This is a genomic window from Calidithermus chliarophilus DSM 9957 (assembly GCF_000430045.1).
Classification (GTDB): domain Bacteria; phylum Deinococcota; class Deinococci; order Deinococcales; family Thermaceae; genus Calidithermus; species Calidithermus chliarophilus.
The window spans coordinates 2,436,024-2,454,753 of sequence record NZ_KE387023.1; the positions used below are offsets into that span (position 1 = coordinate 2,436,024).

The following is an 18,730-nucleotide window of genomic DNA, read 5'->3' on the forward strand; positions in this document are numbered from 1 at the left end:
AACCACGGGCTACAGGCCACGAGCCTCCTGTTTACCGCTGACGGCTGATAGCTGAAGGCTGCTAGCTGCCCGCTTCCTTGACTGGTTCCAGCCCACCCAAATCCTCATCTTGCCGGGTTAGAATCGTGAACGGTTATGTTGGGCCTCATCAATAAGCTCTTTGACAACAACGAGCGGCACATCGCTCGTTACTGGAAGACCGTGGTTGCCCCGGTCAACGCCCTCGAGCCCGAGGTGCAGAAGATCGAGGACCTGGCCGCGGCCTATGCCGAACTGCGTCAGCGCTATCAGAACGGCGAGCCCCTCGACGACCTGCTGCCCATAGCCTTCGCGCTCACCCGCGAGTCGAGCCGCCGTTTCCTGGGGCTGCGCCACTACGACGTGCAGCTCATCGGCGGGGCGGCGCTGCACGAAGGCAAGATCGCGGAGATGCGCACCGGCGAGGGCAAGACGCTGGTGGCGACGCTCGCGGTCGCGCTCAACGCCATCGCGGGCAAGGGCGTGCACCTGGTGACCGTCAACGACTACCTGGCCCGCCGCGACGCCGAGTGGATGGGGCCCGTGTACCGCGGCCTGGGCCTGAGCGTGGGCATCATCCAGCACAACTCCACCCCCGAGCAGCGCCAGGCCGCCTACCGCTCCGACGTGACCTACGTGACCAACTCGGAGCTGGGCTTCGACTACCTGCGCGACAACATGGTGGTGCAGCCCGAGTACCTGGTGCTGCGCCACGACACCCCGCTGCACTACGCCATCGTCGACGAGGTCGACTCCATCCTCATCGACGAGGCCCGCACCCCGCTCATCATCAGCGGGCCGGCCGAGAAGGCCACCGACATGTACTACCGCATGGCCGAGATCGCCAAGAAGCTCGAGCGCGGCGAGAAGGCCGAGCCCGGCGTGCGCAAGGAGCCCACCGGCGACTACACCATCGACGAGAAGCAGCGCTCGGTGCACCTCACCGTGCAGGGCATCGCCAAGGCCGAGAAGCTGCTGGGCGTGGAGGGGTTGTTCAACACCGAGAACATGGAGAAGGCCCACATGCTCACCCAGGCGCTCAGGGCCAAGGACCTCTACCACGTCGACCGTGACTACATCGTGCAGGACAGCCAGGTGATCATCGTCGACGAGTTCACCGGCCGCCTGATGCCCGGGCGCCGCTACGGTGAGGGCCTGCACCAGGCCATCGAGGCCAAGGAAGGCGTCAAGATCGAGCGCGAGAACCAGACCCTCGCCACCATCACCTACCAGAACTTCTTCCGCCTCTACGAGAAGGTCGCGGGCATGACCGGCACCGCCAAGACCGAGGAGAAGGAGTTCCAGGAGATCTACGGGATGGACGTGCGCACCATCCCCACCAACAAGAAGGTCATCCGCGAGGACAGCTCCGACGTGGTCTACCGCACCGAGCGGGGCAAGTTCTTCGCCGTGGTCGAGGAGATCGCCGAGAAGTACGAGAAGGGCCAGCCGGTGCTGGTGGGCACCATCTCGGTCGAGAAGTCCGAGCGGCTTTCGGCCATGCTCAAGGAGCCGCGCCACTACCTCGCGCAGGTCGAGTTCCGCACCCAGATCTTCCTCAAGGCCGCCGAGAAGCAGAGCGGCGGGCAGTGGGAGCAGATCAGGAGCTTGCTGGCCCGCCCGGCGCAGGTCAAGGAGGCCGACCTCGAGCAGTACGATTCCGCCGTTCCCGCCAAGGGCAACCTCCGCACCGCCTGGGACCTGCTCAAGCGCTCGGTGCACACGCTCGAGCTCATCCGCAAGGGCATCCCGCACCAGGTCCTCAACGCCAAGTACCACGAGCGCGAGTCGGAGATCGTGGCCCAGGCCGGGCGCAGCAAGACCGTGACCATCTCGACCAACATGGCCGGGCGCGGCACCGACATCAAGCTCGGCGGCAACGCCGAGTACCTGGCCGCGGCCCTGCTGCAGAAGGAGGGTTTCGACCGCTACGAGTGGAAGGTCGAGCTCTTCATCAAGAAGACCGTGCAGGGCGAGGAAGAAGAGGCCCACCGCCTGGGCACCGAGCTCGGCGTGCGCCCCGAGGTCATGGAGGAGATCCGCCGCCTGCGCGACACCTGCGCCGCCGACGAGATCCGGGTCAAGGAGCTGGGCGGTCTGCACATCATCGGCACCGAGCGCCACGAGTCGCGCCGCATCGACAACCAGTTGCGCGGGCGTTCGGGCCGCCAGGGCGACCCCGGCTCCTCGCGCTTCTACGTCTCCTTCGACGACGACCTCATGCGCCTGTTCGCCTCCGACCGCATCATCGCCATGCTCGACCGCATGGGCTTCGACGACAGCGAGCCCATCGTCAACAACATGGTCACCGCCTCCATCGAGCGGGCCCAGAAGCGCGTTGAGGACCGCAACTTCGGCATCCGTAAGCAACTGTTGCAGTTCGACGACGTGATGGCCCGCCAGCGCGAGGTGGTCTACGCCCAGCGCCGCACCATCCTCCTGGGCAAGGACGAGGAGGTGCGCGAGGCCGCCCAGGCCATGATCGAAGACAGCGTGGCTGCGGCCGCTGAGCTCCACCTCAACCCCCAGGTCCACCCCGAGGAGTGGGACCTCGCCGCCCTCAAGGGCGCCATGACCGACTTCGCGCCGGGCCTCGAGGCCTACGACTACGAGTCGCTGCGCTCGCTCAAGGCCGACGAGGGCGTGGAGAAGCTGGTCGAGGCCGCCCTGGCCGAGTACGCCAAGCGCGAGGCCGAGCTCTCACCCCAGATCACCCGGGCCGTCGAGCGCTTCGTGATCCTGCAGGTCGTGGACAACTTCTGGAAGGAGCACCTGCACAACCTCGACGTGCTGCGCCAGGGCATCGGGCTGCGCGGCTACGGCCAGAAAGACCCCTTCCAGGAGTACAAGTTCGAGGCCACCAAGCTCTTCAACGAGATGATCGCCACCATCAAGAGCGAGGTCACCAAGTTCTTGTTCCGCCTCAAGGTCGAGCTCGAGCCCACCCCCCAGCAGCAGGCCATCCCGGCCCCCGTGGTGGAGGCCAGCCCCGCCCCCAGCGCCTTCGGCCAGCCCCAGCCCGACCCCTTCACCGTCCGCCGCGAAAAGCCCGCTCACAACCCCAACACCTCGGGCCTGAGCCGGGCCGAGCGCCGCAAGCTCGAGCGCGAGGAGAAGAAGAAGCATAAGAAGTAGGTCGTACGTCGTACGTCGTACGCAAAACGCCGAACGCCAAACGCCCTTTCTTTGCCCCCCTTAGCAAGGGGGGCTGGGGGGGATAACCCCTCCCCGCCGGCGGGGTGGGGTCTACCACGGGCCACGAGCCACGAGCTATGCACAAAGCGTGTCCTCGGCGTCTCGCGTACGGCGCATGACGTATGACGTAGGACGTACGACCCGAGTAGCATGATTTCCATGCGATTCCCCTGGCTCGCCGCCCACGAGGTCAACCGTTATGCCCAGCCCCTTGTGGGCCTCGAGCGTCCCGTGCGGGTGGCTCACCTGTCCGATCTGCACATCGGGTACTACGTGGACGCGAAGATCATCGCGCACTGGGTCGAAGCCACCATGGCCCAGAAGCCCGACCTCGTCGTCATCAGCGGCGACCTCACCGACACCCACCGCGCCGAGTGGATCCGGCCCGCCGTGGCCGAGCTGGCTGGCCTCGAGGCCCCCCTGGGCGCGTGGGCGGTGTGGGGCAACCACGACTACCGGCTGCGGCGCTACAAGTCGCGCGACCTCTCCGATCTGCAGGGCTGGCTCGAGCAGGCCGGGGTGCGGGTGCTCAACAACGCCGGGGTCCAGCTCCGCGACGACCTCTACCTCGCCGGCGTGGACGACCTCTGGCACGGCCAGCCCGACGTCTCACAGGCCCTGAAGGACCACCGCGAAGGCGCGGTGCTGCTGGTGTGCCACAACCCCGACTACTTCTTCGAGGTGCCCGCCAAGGTGGGCCTGACCCTCGTCGGGCACACCCACGGCGGCCAGATCATCCTGCCCATCCTGGGCCCGGTGAGCACTTCGTCCAAGTACGGCAAGCGCTTCGCCGAGGGCTGGTTCGAGGAGCCGGTAAAGGGCTTCGTCTCGAGGGGCCTGGGCGTCTCCATGGTGCCCATCCGCTTCCGGGCCAAGGCCGAGATCGTGATCCACGAGCTGCACCCGGGGGAGAGCGGAAAGCGATAAGCTCTCAGCCGTCAGCTTTCAGCCGTCAGCGGAGGGCGGAAGGCTCGTGGCTCGTAGCGAAAGACACCCCTCCCTGCCGCCGGGGAGGGGGTATCCCCCCAGCCCCCCTTGCTAAGGGGGGAGAAAGGCGTTTTGCGTCTGGCGTCTTGCGTTTGGCGTCTTGTGTTCGGCGTTGGGCGTTCGGCTATCAGCTATCAGCTATCAGCTATCGACCATCGCCCCCTCACCGCGTACGCAACACCGCCACCTTATCCGCCCCCGACAGCGGCAACCACACCTCACCCGGGCGGCCTAGGATCTGGCGCACGCTCGAGCGCGGCGTGGGCAGGGGGTAGGTGGTGAAACGCTCGGTGGCGGGGTCGAAGCTGTGCACGGCGTTGGCGCCGAAGTCGGAGACCCACACGACGTCGCGGTCGTCGACGTAGACCGCGTAGGTCTGGGGGTTGGTGCCCGGGAGCTTCCACTCTTTCCAGGCGCCCGTCTTGGGGTCGTAGCGGCCGAGCTGGCCGGTGTTCCAGTAGCTCACCCAGACCATGCCCTTCGAGTCGGACCATACACGCCGGGCGCCCTGGCCTTTGGTGGGGGGCTCGAGCACGGTGGCCTGTCCGGTGGCGGGGTCGATGCGGGCGACGTGGTTGCCGGCGAGGGAGGCGTAGTAGACCGCGCCGTCCGGGGTCGCGGTGATGCCGTAGGGGCCGCGGCCCCGCGGCGCAGGCCAGGCCTCGACCCGGCCCGTCCGGGGGTCCAGGCGGCCGTAGTAGCCGCTCTGCCCGGTGAACCATAGAACGCCCCTGGCGTCGAAGGCGGCGGTGTTGAGGTTGGCGTTGGCGGCGCTGGCGGGCAGGGGGTAGCGGCGCACCTCGAGGCTCTTCCCGTCCACCCGCACGATCGCGTTGAGGCCGCTGTCGGTGATCCAGGCCGCGCCGTCGGGCCCGGCGATGACCCCGTGGGGGGCCGAGCCTTCGCCCAGCTTGACGTAGCTGCTCTGGCCGCTCACAGGGTCGAGGATGCCCAGCTCACCGGTGAACTGCGCGGTGAACCAGACCTTGCCGTCGGGGGCTGGGGCCACGTCGTGGGGGTGGGAGCCCGGCTTGACCGGGTATTCCCGGATGGCCGTAGGGCTGGTCTGTGCGAGGCTCAACCCCAGAAGCACCAAAAATCCGAATCTGAACATCCACACCCCCTATCGAACCGGCAGCTTGGCCCAGTCCTCGGCCAGCACGCGGGCGACCAGGCGGAAGCCGCCCGGCCCCAGCGGCCGGAAGATCGCCGCCTCGCCCTCGGCCAGGTTCACTTCGGCCGCGTCGCGCAGGTTGAACTGGTGGGCCACGAGCACGGTGTTGGTCCCGGCGGGCGGGACCACCGCCAGGAGCTTGCGCAGCGCCTCGGCCCGGGCCGGCCCCGACCCGCCCCGGATCTCCTCGCTGACCTCAAAGCGCCCGAAGGCCAGTTGGGCGGTCTCCCGGGTGCGGCAGTAGGGGCTCGCCAGCACGCTGCCTACGGGGATCTTCAGGGCGCGGAACGCCTCCCCGATGGCCCGGGCCTGGGCCCGCCCGGCTTCGTTGAGGTTGCGCTGTTTGCTGCAGTCCTGCAGGGCGGGGCCGTCGGTGTCGGCCTGGGAGAAGTCGGTGGCGGCGTGGCGGAAGTAGATGACGTAGCCGCCCTTTTGCAGGGCCTGGACCAGGGCAGCCCCCTCGAGCCCCTCCTGCGCGAAGGCCAAGGGGAGCGCTGCCAGGAGCCACAAAAGCCATCTCCCGGGCATGCTTCAAGTGTGCCCGGGAGCGGGGGCGTCAATTGTGGGTCAGGCCTCGACCGTGACGTTCTCGAGGTTGAGGTTGGAGTAGACGTTCTGGGTGTCGTCGAGGTCCTCGAGCGCCTCGATCATCCGCAGCACCTTCTCGGCGTCCTCCTGGGGGAGCGCCATGGTGTTCTGCGGGATCATGGTGATCTCCACGTCCTCGGGCTTGAAGCCGCGCTCCTTGAGCCCGCCGGCGATGGTGTAGACCTCCTGCGGGTCGGTGTAGATCTCCAGGCCTTCCTCGCTCTCCTGCAGGTCGAGGGCGCCGAGTTCGATGGCGGCCTCCTGCGCGGCCTCGGTGTTGGGCTCGAGCCAGATGTAGCCCCGGCGGTCGAACTGCCAGGCCACCGCGCCGCTGGCCCCCAGGCTGCCCCCGTGCTTGCTGAAGACGTGGCGCACCTCGCTGGCCGTGCGGTTGCGGTTGTCGGTGAGGGCGTACACCAGCACCGCCACCCCGCCGGGCGCGTAGCCCTCGTACACCACCTCCTCGTAGCTCGACCCCTCATCGTCGCCGCCCTGCAAGCGCTTGAGCAGGCGCTCGATGTTGTCGTTAGGGACGTCGTCCATCTTGGCCGCCTCGATGAGGTTGCGGAGCTGGACGTTGGCCGCCGGGTCGGCGCTACCCCCGGCCCGGGCCGCGGCCGCGATGGCGCGGAGGTACTTGCTGATCACCTTGCCGCGCTTGAGGTCGTTGGCGGCTTTCTTCCGCTTAATCTGAGCCCATTTGCTATGGCCTGCCATAAGTCACCGCTCTCCATTATAGGGCGCTGTCCGGGGGGCTCGAGGAGGCGGTAAGCTTTCAGCCTTCAGCCCTCAGGGGTGAGCGGGAGGCCCGCGGCTCCTGGCCCGTGGCCCATCGCCCATCGCCCGTGGTGAAAAGGGAACCCTCCCCGCGTGCGGGGAGGGAATATCCCCCCAGCCCCCCTTGTTAAGGGGGGTGACGAGGCGTTTGGCGTCTTGCGTCTTGCGTACGACGTACGACGTAGGACGTACGACCGGCGTTCGGCGTTGGGCGTTCGGCTATCCGCTATCGGCTACGGGCTATCGACCATCGACCATCGCCATCAGCCCTCACCCTTCACCCCACGAGCCGCTCGAACCGCCCGATACGCTCCATCAGCACGTCCATGCCCCCCTGCCAGAAGGCGGGATCCTCGAGGTCGAAGCCGAAGCGGGCGGCGAGCTCCTTGGCGGGGTAGACCCCGACCGAGGCGAGCAGGTCCTCGTACTGGGGCAGGAAGTCGGGGCCGAGCTCGAGGTGCTTGTTGTACAGCGCCAGCCCGAAGAGCAGGCCGAAGGCGTAGGGGTAGTTGTAGAAGTCGATGCCGTAATAGTGGCCCTTCACGGCCCACATGTAGGGATGGTAGCTCGCCAGGCCGTCGCCGTAGGTGGCCTGCTGGGCCTCGAGCATCAGGGCGCAGAACTCGCTGGCCGACAGCTCGCGCTCCTTGCGCCGCTCGAAGACCGAGCGCTCGAAGAGGAAGCGGGAGTGGATGTCCACGATCACCTGGGCGGCGTCCTGGAGGTTGCCCTCGAGCAGCGTGACTTGCTCGGCCTCGCTCGCCTTGCGCAAGGCGGCCTCGGTGATGATGGTCTCGTTCATGATGCTGGCGGTCTCGGCCAGGGTCATGGGGCCGCGCGCGAGCAGCGGGGGCTTGGAGCGCATGCAGTAGTTGTGGTAGGCGTGGCCGAGCTCGTGGGCCATGGTGCTCACCCCGCCGAAGCTCTCCTCGTAGTTGGTGAAGATCAGGCTCTCGCCGCCGCCGAAGTGGGAGCAGTAGGCCCCCACCTGCTTGCCCTTGCGGGGCTCGGCGTCGATGCGGCCCTCGGCGTACATGCGCCGGGCCACCTCGGCGTCGGCAGGGGAGAAGGAGGCCAGGTGCTCGATGATGAAGTCGCGGCCCGCCTCCCAGCTCCAGCGGCTGTGGCTGTGGCCTACCGGGGCGAAGAGGTCCCACCAGTCCAGGCCCGCCTTCCCCAGCGCCTTGGCCTTGGCCCGGAAGTAGCGCCGCCAGTGGGGGAAGCTGGCCTCCATCACCTCCTGCATGGCCCCCAGCGCCTTGCGGGTGATGCGGTTGGTGAAGAGGGTGGGCTCGAGGTCGTCGGCCCAGCCGCGCTTGCGGTTGAGGGTGCTCTGCTGGCCCTTCCAGCCGTTGAGCGCGGCGGCCAGGGGGATCCGGTGGGCCTTCCAGGCCTCGAGCTCGGCCTCGTAGGCGGCCTTGCGGGTGGCCTCGTCGGGGTCGAAGGCCAGCAGGCGGACGCTGGAGATGGGCAACTCCTCGCCCCGCACCTTCACGGTGATCTGGCTCGAGACGTTGGAGTGCAGCCGGGCGAAGGCCCCCCCGCCCGAGAGGGAGAGCTCGGCCGCCAGCACCTCTTCGGCCTCGCTCATCAGGTGCTCGGCCTGGACGCGGGCTTCTTCCAGGAGGATGCGGTACTCCCCGGCGTTCACCGCCTCGGGGTCGAGGGACGCCAGCCAGGTGGTGAGGGGCGAGCGCAGCTTCTGCAGCCGCAGCGAAAGGTTGCGGAAGAGCGAGTAGCGGGCCTGGGCCTCCTCGTCGCCCGAGTTGGTCGAGACCAGGGCGTAGAGGTAGGTGTTGATGCGGTTCTGCGAGAGGCTGATGGCGTTGAGCTGCTCGATGACGGCGGCGAAGGCGGCCGCGTCGCCCTCACGCATGGGCCGGGCCCTGACCTCGTGGCGCTCGAACAGGGCCTCGAGCTCGGTGATCTGCTGCTCGAGGCGGGCGTAGGCGTCCAGGAAGTCGGGGCTTTGCAGGCCCTTGAAGAGGGGCTCGAGGTTCCAGCGGGGGAGTTGTGCGGTGACGCTCATGGAGTGAGTATACGCACCGGGCGACGGCCTGAAATGAACCTGCAGCGTGTGTGGGCAGGCTTCCTCGGGCCACCTTTCGGGCTCACTCGAGCCGGCTCACCGGGCGCGGCCACAGGTAGACCTGGCCGCCCTGGCCGCTCGAGGCCAGCACGCCGGTCTTGGGGTTGAAGGTGAGGCTGTAGACCGGGCCGGGCTGGTCGGGGGAGACCATCATCAGGCTGGGGGCTTGCGGCTTACCCAGGTCCCAAAAGCGCAGGGTGCGGTCGCCCGAGCCCGAGACCAAAAAGCGGTTGTCGATGCTGAAGGCCAGGCTGGAGACGGCGTCGGCATGGCCGGTGAGGGCGGCGAGCTGTTTGGGGTTGCCGTTGTCCTCTCGAGCCAGCAGGTCGAAGACCAGCACGCTCCCGTCGCCCAGCCCCACCCCCAGGAAGCGGTTGTTGCGGCTGAAGGCCAGCGCGTAGACGGGGGTGCTCGCCAGCTCCACCACGTTGACGCGGCGGGCGCTGCCCAGGTCCCAGACCTCCACCCCGCCCGTCGAGCGCCCCAGCACCATGGTGCGCCCGCTGGGGCTGAAGGCGGCGGAGAACAGCAACTGCGAGGTCTTGAACCCCTTGAGGTACTTGCCGCTCTTCACGTCCCAAAACGCCACGTCCCCGCCGAGCTGCACCGAGGTGACGCGGGTGGCCGTGGGGTCGAAGCTGAGGTTCCACACGCCCTTACCCGGCTTCATGAGCTGGACCTGCTTGCCCGAGGCCACCTCCCACACCCGGATGGTGCCGTCGCCGGAGCCCGAGGCCAGGAGCTTGCCGTCGCGGGAGAAGTCGAGGGCCCGCGCGTACTTGCTGTGCCCCTTGAGCACCCGCAGCTCCTTGCGGCTTTGCACGTCCCAGATGCGCACGGTGCTGTCGGCCGCGCCCACCGCCACGTAGCGGCCGTCGGGGCTGTGGGCCATGGAGTAGACGTAGGTGGTCGCGACCTTGAAGCCTTCGGGCTTGCGGGGGTCGTAGAGCTCGAGCCGGGCGCTGACCTCCAGGGGCCGGTCGGTGAGCCGCACGGTCCGTTCGAAGTAGTAGTAGGTACCCCCTGCGGCTTCGGCCCGCAGCACCAGCTTGTAGCTGCCGGGCTCGAGGGCGTAGCTCGAGGTGGCACAGGTGCCGATCTCCTTGTTGCCCAGTGAGACCTTCACCGCCTCGGGGGTAACCCCTGAGGGCAGGCCGCAACTGAGGCTGAGGTTGGCGCCGGGACCCTCCTGGGCCAGGCCCAGGGAGGTAAGGCTGAGGAGTGCATAGAGCAAACTGCGCATGGGGCCATTCTAATTCATGGGCCGCGGCGGCCGCAGGCGGGGTTTCTCGAGCGCGCCGGCGTGAATGTAGAGTTAAGCGGTGAGCGATTTCCCCGTCACCGTACACATCGACGTGCGCTTTCGCGACCTCGACCCGCTGGGCCACGTCAACAACGCGGTCTACCTGAGCTATGCCGAGACGGCACGCGTGGAGTACTTCCTCCGGCTGGGCTACCAGGTGGGCGGCGGCAACTTCATCCTGGCGAGGGCCGAGGTGGACTACCGCCGCCCCATCGTCCTTCACGACGACGTCTCGGTGATGACCCGGGTGAACAAGGTGGGCAACAGCAGTTTCCGCATGCTCTTCGAGGTGTGGTCCAACGGCGAGCTCGCGGCCCGGGGCGAGACGGTGCAGGTCTGGCTCGAGGACGGCAAACCCAGCCCCCTGCCCCCGGCCCTGCGCGAGGCGATCCGGCGGCTCGAGGCCCAGCCCGTCGAGGGGTTATAGCCCGGCCGCCTCGAGGACCCGCCGGCTTTCCGGATGACCCCTTGACGAATCAGCGTCACCCCGCTACTATTGCTTTTGCGTCTGAAGCGCTTCCCCTGCCGGGATGGCGGAATTGGTAGACGCGCATGATTCAGGGTCATGTGCCCGCAAGGGTGTGCAGGTTCAAGTCCTGTTCCCGGCACCACGAAAAACCCCAGGCCGCAGCCTGGGGTTTCTGCTTTGCCGCGCGGCTCGAGGCCTAGCGGTAGCCCACGGGGTTGTAGAAGTTGCCCTTGTGGCGGTTGAGCACCTCGCGCACCTGGGGCTCGAGGCTCTCGGGCACGTCGGCCACGACCATCACCCCGCCGCGCTCGACCGCGGCGCCGTAGTACTCGGCTTCCTTGGGGTCGTAACCGGCGTTGGCGATGGCCCCCGCCAGACCGCCCGTGGTGCCGCCCACTACCGCGCCGGCCACGGCGCCGCCCGCCACCGCCCCCAGGCTCTCAGCCAGGACACCGGCGGTGATGAAAGGCCCCACGCCAGGGATCAGCGCGGCCGCGATGCCGAAGAGGGCGCCCGCCGTAGCACCGACCGCCAAGCCTTTCCCGGCCCCCTCGAGGGCGCTTTCACCCTTCTCCTCGATGTCGTGGCGGGAGACGAAGGAGAGCTGGCTGTCGGTCACGCCGATGGTGCGGAGTTCGTTGACGGCGGCTTCCGCCTGGGCCCTGGAATCAAAGACTGCAGTTACACGTCCCATGTAATACCTCCTTCGGCCCATACTGTGCCCGCTTCGCCTGAGCGATCACTGTCCAAAAACTGAGCCCGGCCTGAACCGGGCTCGAGGGGGCGAATCCGCTCAGCTACTGCGCCACTTGGCGGTGAGGGTAATCTTGACGGTGACGGTCTCGCTGCCCCGCAGCACCTTGAGGGTGATGGTGTCGCCCACCTGGCGGCTGCGCACGTAGGCGATGAGCTCGTCGGAGGACTGCACGGCCTTGCCGTCGACCTCGAGGATCAGGTCGGCGAGCACCCGGTTCTCGGACAGGCGGCGCGGGGGTTGCAAGCCCGAGTTGGCCGCCGGGTAGCCCTCGATCAGGTCGAGCACGACCACCCCGCCCTGGCGCAGCCCGTAGGCGCGGGCCTCGTCGTCGGTGAGCTGGCTGAGGCTCACGCCCATGAAGGGGATGTCCCGCCGGTAGCCCGCCCTGATCTGGCCGATCAGGTTGTTCAGGCCCAGCAAGGGCGTGGCGTAGCTCTGGAACACCGGCACGTCCTGACCGTCCTGCTGTTCGCGGCCGATGGCGACGGCGATGGCCACCACCTTGCCCTCGGTGTTGAGCACGGGCCCGCCCGAGTCGCCGGGGGCTAAGGGCATGGTCGAGGCGATGAGGTCGCCAGGGAAGTCGGCGCGGATGGTGCGGCCGATGTTGGTGACCGTCCCGATGCGCGGGGCGATGAACTCCCCGCGCGAGTTGCCGATGGTCATGAGCGACTCGCTCCTGCGCACGGGCTTGGCGGTCTCGAGCTCCATGAAGGGCACCGGCCCGGGCACCCTAGCCTTTATGAGGGCGATGTCGCGCAGGGCGTCGTAGCCCACCACCTCCGCGGGGTAGCGTTTCTCGTCGGCGGTACGCACCCAGAAGCGGTCGGTATCCTCGATGACGTGGTAAGCCGTGAGCACCAGCCCGTCGGCGCTGATGAAGAAGCCCGAACCCGTGCCCTGCGGCCGGGTCTCGATGCGAACCGCCGCCGGGTGGATCTGCTCGTAGACCCGCTCGAGCTGCACCTTCGCAGCCCGCGCGTCCAGCACGGGCGTTTCATCGTTCTTCTGAGCCCCTGTCGCCAGGAGCCCCATGAAACCGACCATGACGGCCAGCAACCAAATTCGCATGTTCATCAGTGTAGGGCCAGGTGAGGGCCTGAGCGGCGATCTGGGGCACGATGTGAAGGGATTGAGAATTGGGGGTGTATGCCGAATGCTGGTAGTCGATAGTCGATAGCTGATAGCCGATAGCCAAACGCAAAACGCGGGTCGTACGCCGAACGCCAAACGCCAAACGCCAGACGCCAGACGCCTTGTTCCCCCCTTAGCGAGGGGGGTGTAGGGGGGATAAACCCTCCCCGCGCGTGGGGAGGGCTGGGGTGGGGTAAACCACGGCCACGAGCCACGAGCCTTGTGCTTATCGCTGACGGCTGAAAGCTGAACGCTCTTCCTGACCCCCACTTTGGTATCCTGAACCGGATGAAACGGGTTTTCTCCGGGTTTCAACCCACCGGCGAGCTGCACATCGGCAATTACCTCGGGGCGATGGTCAACTACGTGGCCCTGGGGGAGAAGCTCGGCCGGGACGCGATCTATTGCATCGTGGATTACCACGCGCCCACCAACCCGGCCGCCTACGACAAGGAGCTGTTGCGGCAGCGCACCTTCGAGGCCGGCCTGGTCAACATCGCGGCGGGCCTCGACCCCGACAAGGTGATCCTCTTCGTGCAGTCGCACGTGCCCGAGCACACCGAGCTGGCCTGGGTCTTCACCACCCAGACGCCCTACGGCGACCTCACCCGCATGACGCAGTTCAAGGACAAGGCGGCCAAGCTCGAGTCGGTCCCCGCAGGGCTGCTGATGTACCCGGTGCTCATGGCCGCCGACATCCTCATCTACAAGGCCGACACCGTGCCCGTGGGCGACGACCAGACCCAGCACCTCGAGCTCGCCCGCGAGATCGCGCGGCGCTGGAACCTCGAGTACGGCGAGACCTTCCCCGAGCCCCAGATCTACCTCAACCCCAACGCCCCGCGCGTGCCGGGCATCGACGGCAAGGCCAAGATGAGCAAGAGCGTGGGCAACACCATCGGCATCCTCGAGGACGCCGAGAGCATCTGGCAGAAGATCCGGGTCATGCCCGACGACCCCGCCCGCATCCGCCTCTCCGACCCCGGCGACCCCGACCGCAGCGTGGCCTTCAAGTTCTTGCAGTACTTCGCCCCGCCCGAGCTCATCCAGGTGTTGCGCGAGGAATACGCCCGCCGCGGCATCGGGACGTTGGTGGTCAAGCAACTGCTGTTCCAGGAGATGATGAAGTCGCTGCGGCCCATCCGCGAGCGGGCCGCCGAGCTGCGGGCCAACCCCGAGCGGGTGATGGACGCCCTCGAGGACGGCGCCCGGCGGGCGCGGGCCATCGCCCAGGCCACCATGGAAGAGGTGCGCGAGAAGTTCGGCCTGCTCTCCCCGCGGCGGAAGGTGCTTTCTTGATCCACCTCGAGTTCCCCGGCTTCTCCGGCACGCCCCTCCAGCTCTCGGAGGCGGTGCGGCGGGGGAGCGTGGCGGCCAAGGAACTGCCGGTGTTGTCGCTGGTCGAGCAGGCCCTGGCGCAGGTCGAGGCGCTCGAGCTCTCCCAGCGCAGCGAGCTCTTGCCGCTGCTGGCCGAGCTGATCCTCTTCAAGCTGCGGGCCTTCGCCAAGGCCAGGCCCGCGCCGCAGGAGGAGGACGGCTTCGACGACGAGGCCACGGGCTTCCTCGAGACCCTCGTCGCCCTGCAGGAGGCCATCCAGTTCCTGCGCCAGCGGGCGGAGGAGCGCTCGAGGGTGCTGCCGGTGCCCCCGCCGCCCCTGCCCAAGGACAGGCGCCTGAGGCCCCTGCCCGTCGAGCGGCTGCTGGAGGCCGTGCGGCCCTTCACCCGCCGGGCTGAAATTCAGATGGAGCCCGAGCGCTTCGGGCTCAAGGAGGCCTGGGCACGGGTGCGGGGCTTTCTGCTCCGGGCGCGGAGGGCGCTGTTCCGGCAACTGCCGCTGGAGACCTGGGCCGAGCAGACCGTGGCCTTCTCGGCGCTGCTCGAGGCCCACCGCGTGGGCGACGTGCGCCTGCGCCAGGGGGAGAACTTCGGGGAGCTCGAGGTCGAGTTCACCGCGCCGGAGACCCTGCCCGACGTGTCCCGGCCGGGCTCGGCGTTGCAGGCTTCGGCGGACTGAAGCCGCGGATAGCCGATGGCTCATAGCTGCGGCAGGTCCGGGGCTATGGGCTATGAGCCACTCAAACTTGCAGCACGAAGTCGAAGCGGGCTTGCCAGAGGGTGTTGCTCTTCTGCACGGCCATGGTCAGGCGCCGGTCGAAGATGCGGTCGGAGGCGTTGGCGGGTTCGCCGGGGAAGTAGAGCTGGGAGGTGAGCGCCGGCCGGCCCGGGGCCTGCACCTTGACGTGGATGTGGCGGGTGCGACCGGGATAAAGGCCGGGGACGACGGTCTCGAGCACGAAGCGCCCGCTGGCGTCGCTGAACTGGTGGCCCCGCAGGCGGAAGCCCTGGTTGTCGTACTGGCCCTGCGCGTCGCACTGCCAGAAGTCGAGGAGGGCGCGGGCTACGGGCTTGCAGCCGGTCGAGAGCACGTAGCCCTGGATCAGCAGGCGGGTGCCGCCGAGGCCGGGCTCGAGCAGCGAGCGGCGCTCGGGGCTTTGCGGCTTGAAGTAGGGGCCTTCGGTCTGGGGCGGGGTGAGCTCGTCGTCCTCGTCGCCGCAGGCGGGGGTGGCGGGGAGGGTGGGGCTGGGCTGGGCCAGCGCGAGCGGGATCGGGGCGGCCAGGGCGACCCAGAGGAACTTGCGCCGGGTCCACGGGCGGTCTCTCACGGCAAACCTCCTGGGCTCGAGGCCTCTAGGGCTCGAGGTGGCTCCTAAGGTAGGGCAGGAGTGTGAAGATTGGGCGAAAGCGCGCGGGACGTGCCCGCGTTACTTCTCGACGGGAACACGCCACCTGGCCTCGGTGATGGTGGAGATCCCGCTGACGACGACGATGATCTCGGTGAGGCCGGGGTCGGCGAGGTCGGCGGTGAGGGTGAGGTAGCCCAGGCGGACGGTCCGGCCGGGAGGGGCCACGAAGCTGCCCGTTATCGGGCGCATCTTGACCGGCTGGCCCAGGTTGCTGCTGGCGCTGAAGTTGTCCTGGGTGAGCCGGAACACGAGGTCGCCCTGCCGGCGGCTGGTGAGGCTGGCTTCGATCAGGAGGCCGTCGGGGTTGGTCCGCAGCAGGCGGAGGGTGAGCTCGAGGCCGCCCTGCTTCCAGGTCTGGCCCAGCTCGAGCACCGTTCCCGCTTCGGTGTCGCCCGCCACCCGGGCATAGCGGATCTCCACCCGGTAACGCCGCCCCGCCACCAGCGTGAGGCTGTGCGAGGCGGGGTTGGGCGCGTAGAGGTTGCCCCCGGCGCTCACCCGGTCGGCACGCAGGACGTAGTTGCCGGTGCCGAGCTGGCTCACCAGCACGCTCTCCACGATGCGCAGGCGGGTGCCGCCCGGCCCGGTGAGCACCACGGCCGCGTCGACGCCCTTGGGGAGGCCGCTGACGACGACCTCGAGGCTGGCCGTGTTCTGCGCCACGCCCCAGAACCCGGCGACGGCTAGGCTCAGGATGCCTGTGGAATACGCGAGCAACCGGTTCATGCGACCACCCCCGGGTTTGACGCTGGCTCGGATCACCCTGATTTTAAGAGGGGCCCTGGGGCTTAGCAATCGAGACTCGTATAACGTTTTTACATCTTGGCGTGGAAATACCGTAGCATATAGCGAGGAGGCGATCATGCGCGAAGTGTTTGTGGTTTCAGCGGTACGGACGCCCATCGGGAAGTTCGGGGGGGCGCTCAAGGACTTCTCTCCCATCGACCTCGGCGCCCACGTGATGAAGGCGGCGCTCGAGAAGGCCGGGGTGCAGGGCAGCGACCTCGACCTCTTCGTCTTCGGGCAGGTGCTCAGAGCCGGGCACGGCCAGCTCCCCCCGCGCCAGGCCGCGTTCAAGGCGGGCATCCCCGAGAGCGTGGACGGCTACGCGGTGGACATGGTGTGCGCCTCGGGGATGCAGGCCACGGCCAACGGCGCGCTGGCGATCAAGAACCACGACGCCGAGCTGGTGCTGGTGGGGGGCATGGAGTCGATGACCCAGACCGGCTTCTACCTCAGCAGCCGGGCCCGCTGGGGCTACAAGTACCTGGCCGGGGCCCCCGAGCAACTGCAGGACGTCCTCCAGCGCGACGGGCTCTCCGACCCCTTCACCGGCGAGGCCATGGGCGACCAGACCGAGCGGCTGGCCGCCGAGTTCGGCGTCACCCGCGCCGAACTCGACGAGGTGGCCCTGCAGTCCAACCTGCGGGCGGCCCGGGCCGCCGAGGCCTGCCACTTCGGCCGGGAGATCGTGCCCGTCGAGGTCAAGACCCGCAAGGGGGTGGAGGTGGTGAGCAAGGACGAGGGCGTGCGCCCCGAGACCACGCTCGAGTCCCTCGCCGCCCTGCGCCCGGCCTTCAAGAAGGACGGCGTGCTCACCGCGGGCAACTCCTCGCAGATCTCCGACGGGGCGGCGGCGCTGCTGCTGGCGAGCGGCGAGGCCGTGGAGAAGTACGGCCTCAAGCCCATCGCCCGCATCCTGGGCTCGAGCTGGGCCGCCGGGGAGCCCTGGCGCTTCCCCGAGGCCCCGGTGCCGGCGGTCAAGAAGCTCCTGGGCAAGCTCGGGATGCAGGTCTCCGACTTCGACCTCTTCGAGAACAACGAAGCCTTCGCCCTCAACAACGTCCTGTTCCACCGGCTGCTGGGCGTGCCGATGGAGCAGCTCAACGTCCACGGCGGGGCCATCGCGCTGGGCCACCCCATCGGCGCGAGCGGGGCCCGCATCCTCACCACCCTGATCCACGCCCTGCACACCTACGGCAAGAGCCGCGGCCTGGCCGCGATCTGCCACGGCACGGGCGGCTCGACCGCGCTGGCGCTCGAGGCCCTCCCGGCCTGAGCGACAAGACCTCGCGCTCCCGGCCTTGCGCCGGGGGTTTTGTTTTGCCGCCGGGATCGGGACGTTCGGCCCTGGGAGGGTCACGTCGCCGGGGGTAGGGTGGCCGTGGCGAGAGCGGGGGCCGTGACCCGCCCTCCCGGTAGGGCTGCTCCCGGATGGGACGTGGCCTTAGAGTTCGCCAGGAACCCGCCCACTCTTTGCCTCATCGAGGCTTAGTACACTACCCTCAAGGAGGTGCATTCATGGCAGAGAATCCGCAAGAGACCAAGGGCAAGACCTGGGTCGAAGAGATCGAGATTTCCGGCGGCCAGCTAGTGGATAAGGTTCGGGAATTGGTGCAGGAGGGCAATGCCCGCCGCGTGACGGTGTGCAAGCAGAACGGGGAGGAGATCTTCTCGGTGCCCCTGACGGTGGGCGTGCTGGTGGGCGGCGTGGTGACGGTGGCCCTGCCCGTGCTAGCGGCGCTCGGCGTGATCGCCGGGATCGTCACCCGCGTGCGGCTCAAGGTCGAGCGGGAGGAGGGGGCCACCACCGAGATCCGGGAGGAGCCCATCGCCGAGGTGCGGCCCCAGGACCAGGAGGTCCGGCCCGAGGACAAGCCCCTCTGATACCCGATTCGGTCGGTTCGGCGCTGTCCGGCGGCGGACCGACAGGGCCGAAGTTATCCGCGTGGCGGAGGGCGGTAGCGCCCCTTGGAAGGGAGACGCTTGCTTCGCCGACCGTCAGGGAGGGGTGCGCTCTGGGGTCCGAAAAGATAGCCCCTGGGGCTCTTCGGTTTGGAAGATTATCTTTTTGAATCCGGCATGAGGAGGTCGCAAGTGGCGGAAGAGAAGCGAACGTGGGTCGATGAGCTCGAGGCCACCAGCGCCAACCTGGTACAGAGGGTGCAGGAGCTGCTGCGCGACGCCAGCGCGACCCGCGTCATCATCTGCAAGCCGGACGGCAGTGAGCTGATCTCCCTGCCCCTGACGGCGGGGGTGCTGGTGGGCGGGGTGCTCACCCTGGCCCTGCCGCGCCTGGCGGCGATCGGGGCGATCGCGGGGATGGTGACGCAGTTCAAGCTCAAGGTGGTGCGGCAGGCTGATGCCCGGGTGGAGGCCCGCACCGAGGAAGAGGAGAAGCAGACCCTCAACCCCGAGCCGCCCTCGAGCCCGCCCCAACCCTGAGCGGGCGAGGAATCCTGCAGGGGCGAACCTCGTGTTCGCCCCGTTCGTTTCTTTTCTGGGGGGGGGAGGGGGTGTGCGGTGGGGTGGTTTGGTGACCCCCGCTCCGCCGTCAGGGGCCGGAGGGGGAGGCCATTCCACGTGGCGAGGGCATCGCGGTACGCGACCCGGCATACGCCGGAAACCTGCTCCCCCTGGGGCTCCCCCGAGGGACTCCAGGTTACCGGCAGAGCCGGTATGGCCTACGGCCACCCCCTCGCGGACGTGCCGCC

General features: G+C 68.4%; 17 protein-coding genes and 1 tRNA gene. 9 read left to right on the plus strand and 9 right to left on the minus strand.

The annotated features are described in order from the left end of the window. The first annotated feature begins 135 nt into the window (after positions 1-135). Both secA and MEICH_RS0111825 read left to right on the plus strand, forming a co-directional pair. A complete protein-coding gene (gene secA, locus MEICH_RS0111820; protein ID WP_027892788.1) occupies positions 136-3,153 on the plus strand; it encodes a preprotein translocase subunit SecA in 3,018 nt (1,005 codons plus the stop codon). A gap of 219 nt (positions 3,154-3,372) precedes the next feature. Continuing rightward, on the plus strand, positions 3,373-4,140 hold the full coding sequence (locus MEICH_RS0111825) for a metallophosphoesterase (protein ID WP_027892789.1): 768 nt from the start codon (positions 3,373-3,375) through the stop codon (positions 4,138-4,140). A 223-nt stretch (positions 4,141-4,363) separates the two neighbouring features. Here MEICH_RS0111825 and MEICH_RS24820 read toward each other — a convergent pair whose 3' ends face one another. From MEICH_RS24820 to MEICH_RS0111850, 5 genes are all read right to left on the minus strand, one after another. Next, positions 4,364-5,314: a Vgb family protein gene (locus tag MEICH_RS24820; protein ID WP_036218528.1), complete on the minus strand. Its 951-nt coding sequence runs from the start codon at positions 5,312-5,314 to the stop codon at positions 4,364-4,366. A gap of 9 nt (positions 5,315-5,323) precedes the next feature. Next, a complete protein-coding gene (locus tag MEICH_RS24825) occupies positions 5,324-5,902 on the minus strand; it encodes a histidine phosphatase family protein (protein WP_036218529.1) in 579 nt (192 codons plus the stop codon). Between the two features lie 39 nt (positions 5,903-5,941). Then, positions 5,942-6,679, minus strand: a complete 738-nt coding sequence (locus MEICH_RS0111840) for a YebC/PmpR family DNA-binding transcriptional regulator (protein WP_027892790.1) — start codon at positions 6,677-6,679, stop codon at positions 5,942-5,944. A 337-nt stretch (positions 6,680-7,016) separates the two neighbouring features. Beyond that, complete coding sequence (locus MEICH_RS0111845) at positions 7,017-8,768, minus strand: M3 family oligoendopeptidase (RefSeq protein ID WP_027892791.1); 1,752 nt, start codon at positions 8,766-8,768, stop codon at positions 7,017-7,019. An 82-nt stretch (positions 8,769-8,850) separates the two neighbouring features. Next, positions 8,851-10,071 (minus strand): WD40 repeat domain-containing protein, encoded by a 1,221-nt coding sequence (locus MEICH_RS0111850; RefSeq protein WP_027892792.1) that lies wholly within the window; start codon positions 10,069-10,071, stop codon positions 8,851-8,853. Positions 10,072-10,150: 79 nt separating this feature from the next. On the opposite strand from MEICH_RS0111850, the gene MEICH_RS0111855 reads away from it, so the two are divergent. Together MEICH_RS0111855 and MEICH_RS0111860 are read left to right on the plus strand one after the other, a co-directional pair. Continuing rightward, positions 10,151-10,558: an acyl-CoA thioesterase gene (locus MEICH_RS0111855; RefSeq protein WP_027892793.1), complete on the plus strand. Its 408-nt coding sequence runs from the start codon at positions 10,151-10,153 to the stop codon at positions 10,556-10,558. Positions 10,559-10,655: 97 nt separating this feature from the next. Next, positions 10,656-10,742, plus strand: a tRNA-Leu gene (locus MEICH_RS0111860). Positions 10,743-10,796: 54 nt separating this feature from the next. On the opposite strand, the gene MEICH_RS24830 is transcribed toward MEICH_RS0111860, so the two are convergent. Together MEICH_RS24830 and MEICH_RS0111870 are read right to left on the minus strand one after the other, a co-directional pair. Beyond that, the gene (locus MEICH_RS24830) at positions 10,797-11,294 is read right to left on the minus strand and encodes a hypothetical protein (protein ID WP_157202753.1); all 498 of its coding nucleotides are present in this window, start codon (positions 11,292-11,294) and stop codon (positions 10,797-10,799) included. 99 nt (positions 11,295-11,393) lie between these two features. After that, on the minus strand, positions 11,394-12,428 hold the full coding sequence (locus MEICH_RS0111870; RefSeq protein WP_036219222.1) for a S1C family serine protease: 1,035 nt from the start codon (positions 12,426-12,428) through the stop codon (positions 11,394-11,396). 351 nt (positions 12,429-12,779) lie between these two features. Between MEICH_RS0111870 and trpS the strand changes: the two genes are divergently transcribed. Together trpS and MEICH_RS24835 are read left to right on the plus strand one after the other, a co-directional pair. Next, positions 12,780-13,790 (plus strand): tryptophan--tRNA ligase, encoded by a 1,011-nt coding sequence (gene trpS / locus MEICH_RS0111875; RefSeq protein WP_027892795.1) that lies wholly within the window; start codon positions 12,780-12,782, stop codon positions 13,788-13,790. Then, positions 13,787-14,506, plus strand: a complete 720-nt coding sequence (locus tag MEICH_RS24835; protein WP_036218530.1) for a chromosome segregation protein ScpA — start codon at positions 13,787-13,789, stop codon at positions 14,504-14,506. The genes trpS and MEICH_RS24835 overlap by 4 nt, the downstream gene beginning before the upstream one ends. A gap of 61 nt (positions 14,507-14,567) precedes the next feature. On the opposite strand, the gene MEICH_RS0111885 is transcribed toward MEICH_RS24835, so the two are convergent. Both MEICH_RS0111885 and MEICH_RS0111890 read right to left on the minus strand, forming a co-directional pair. After that, positions 14,568-15,155 carry a dioxygenase family protein gene (locus MEICH_RS0111885; RefSeq protein WP_027892796.1) on the minus strand — a complete coding sequence of 196 codons (588 nt, stop codon included), beginning with the start codon at positions 15,153-15,155 and terminating at the stop codon, positions 14,568-14,570. A 99-nt stretch (positions 15,156-15,254) separates the two neighbouring features. After that, entirely contained in the window at positions 15,255-15,962 is a 708-nt protein-coding gene (locus MEICH_RS0111890; protein ID WP_157202755.1) for a hypothetical protein, read from the minus strand. Between the two features lie 136 nt (positions 15,963-16,098). Here MEICH_RS0111890 and MEICH_RS0111895 point away from each other — a divergent pair, with 136 nt between their 5' ends. The 3 genes from MEICH_RS0111895 (at position 16,099) to MEICH_RS28035 (ending at position 18,461) form a co-directional block, all read left to right on the plus strand. Continuing rightward, the gene (locus MEICH_RS0111895; RefSeq protein ID WP_027892798.1) at positions 16,099-17,295 is read left to right on the plus strand and encodes a thiolase family protein; all 1,197 of its coding nucleotides are present in this window, start codon (positions 16,099-16,101) and stop codon (positions 17,293-17,295) included. A gap of 242 nt (positions 17,296-17,537) precedes the next feature. After that, positions 17,538-17,903 carry a DUF4342 domain-containing protein gene (locus tag MEICH_RS0111900; RefSeq protein ID WP_027892799.1) on the plus strand — a complete coding sequence of 122 codons (366 nt, stop codon included), beginning with the start codon at positions 17,538-17,540 and terminating at the stop codon, positions 17,901-17,903. A gap of 210 nt (positions 17,904-18,113) precedes the next feature. Next, entirely contained in the window at positions 18,114-18,461 is a 348-nt protein-coding gene (locus MEICH_RS28035) for a DUF4342 domain-containing protein (protein ID WP_036218531.1), read from the plus strand. Positions 18,462-18,730: the final 269 nt, after the last annotated feature.

Bases quoted from the DNA above. Each gene is read 5' to 3' on its own strand.
- secA (WP_027892788.1), top strand. From the start codon at position 136: ATGTTGGGCCTCATCAATAAGCTCTTTGACAACAACGAGCGGCACATC.
- MEICH_RS0111825 (WP_027892789.1), top strand. From the start codon at position 3,373: ATGCGATTCCCCTGGCTCGCCGCCCACGAGGTCAACCGTTATGCCCAG.
- MEICH_RS24820 (WP_036218528.1), bottom strand. From the start codon at position 5,314: ATGTTCAGATTCGGATTTTTGGTGCTTCTGGGGTTGAGCCTCGCACAG.
- MEICH_RS24825 (WP_036218529.1), bottom strand. From the start codon at position 5,902: ATGCCCGGGAGATGGCTTTTGTGGCTCCTGGCAGCGCTCCCCTTGGCC.
- MEICH_RS0111840 (WP_027892790.1), bottom strand. From the start codon at position 6,679: ATGGCAGGCCATAGCAAATGGGCTCAGATTAAGCGGAAGAAAGCCGCC.
- MEICH_RS0111845 (WP_027892791.1), bottom strand. From the start codon at position 8,768: ATGAGCGTCACCGCACAACTCCCCCGCTGGAACCTCGAGCCCCTCTTC.
- MEICH_RS0111850 (WP_027892792.1), bottom strand. From the start codon at position 10,071: ATGCGCAGTTTGCTCTATGCACTCCTCAGCCTTACCTCCCTGGGCCTG.
- MEICH_RS24830 (WP_157202753.1), bottom strand. From the start codon at position 11,294: ATGGGACGTGTAACTGCAGTCTTTGATTCCAGGGCCCAGGCGGAAGCC.
- MEICH_RS0111870 (WP_036219222.1), bottom strand. From the start codon at position 12,428: ATGCGAATTTGGTTGCTGGCCGTCATGGTCGGTTTCATGGGGCTCCTG.
- trpS (WP_027892795.1), top strand. From the start codon at position 12,780: ATGAAACGGGTTTTCTCCGGGTTTCAACCCACCGGCGAGCTGCACATC.
- MEICH_RS0111890 (WP_157202755.1), bottom strand. From the start codon at position 15,962: ATGAACCGGTTGCTCGCGTATTCCACAGGCATCCTGAGCCTAGCCGTC.
- MEICH_RS0111895 (WP_027892798.1), top strand. From the start codon at position 16,099: ATGCGCGAAGTGTTTGTGGTTTCAGCGGTACGGACGCCCATCGGGAAG.
- MEICH_RS0111900 (WP_027892799.1), top strand. From the start codon at position 17,538: ATGGCAGAGAATCCGCAAGAGACCAAGGGCAAGACCTGGGTCGAAGAG.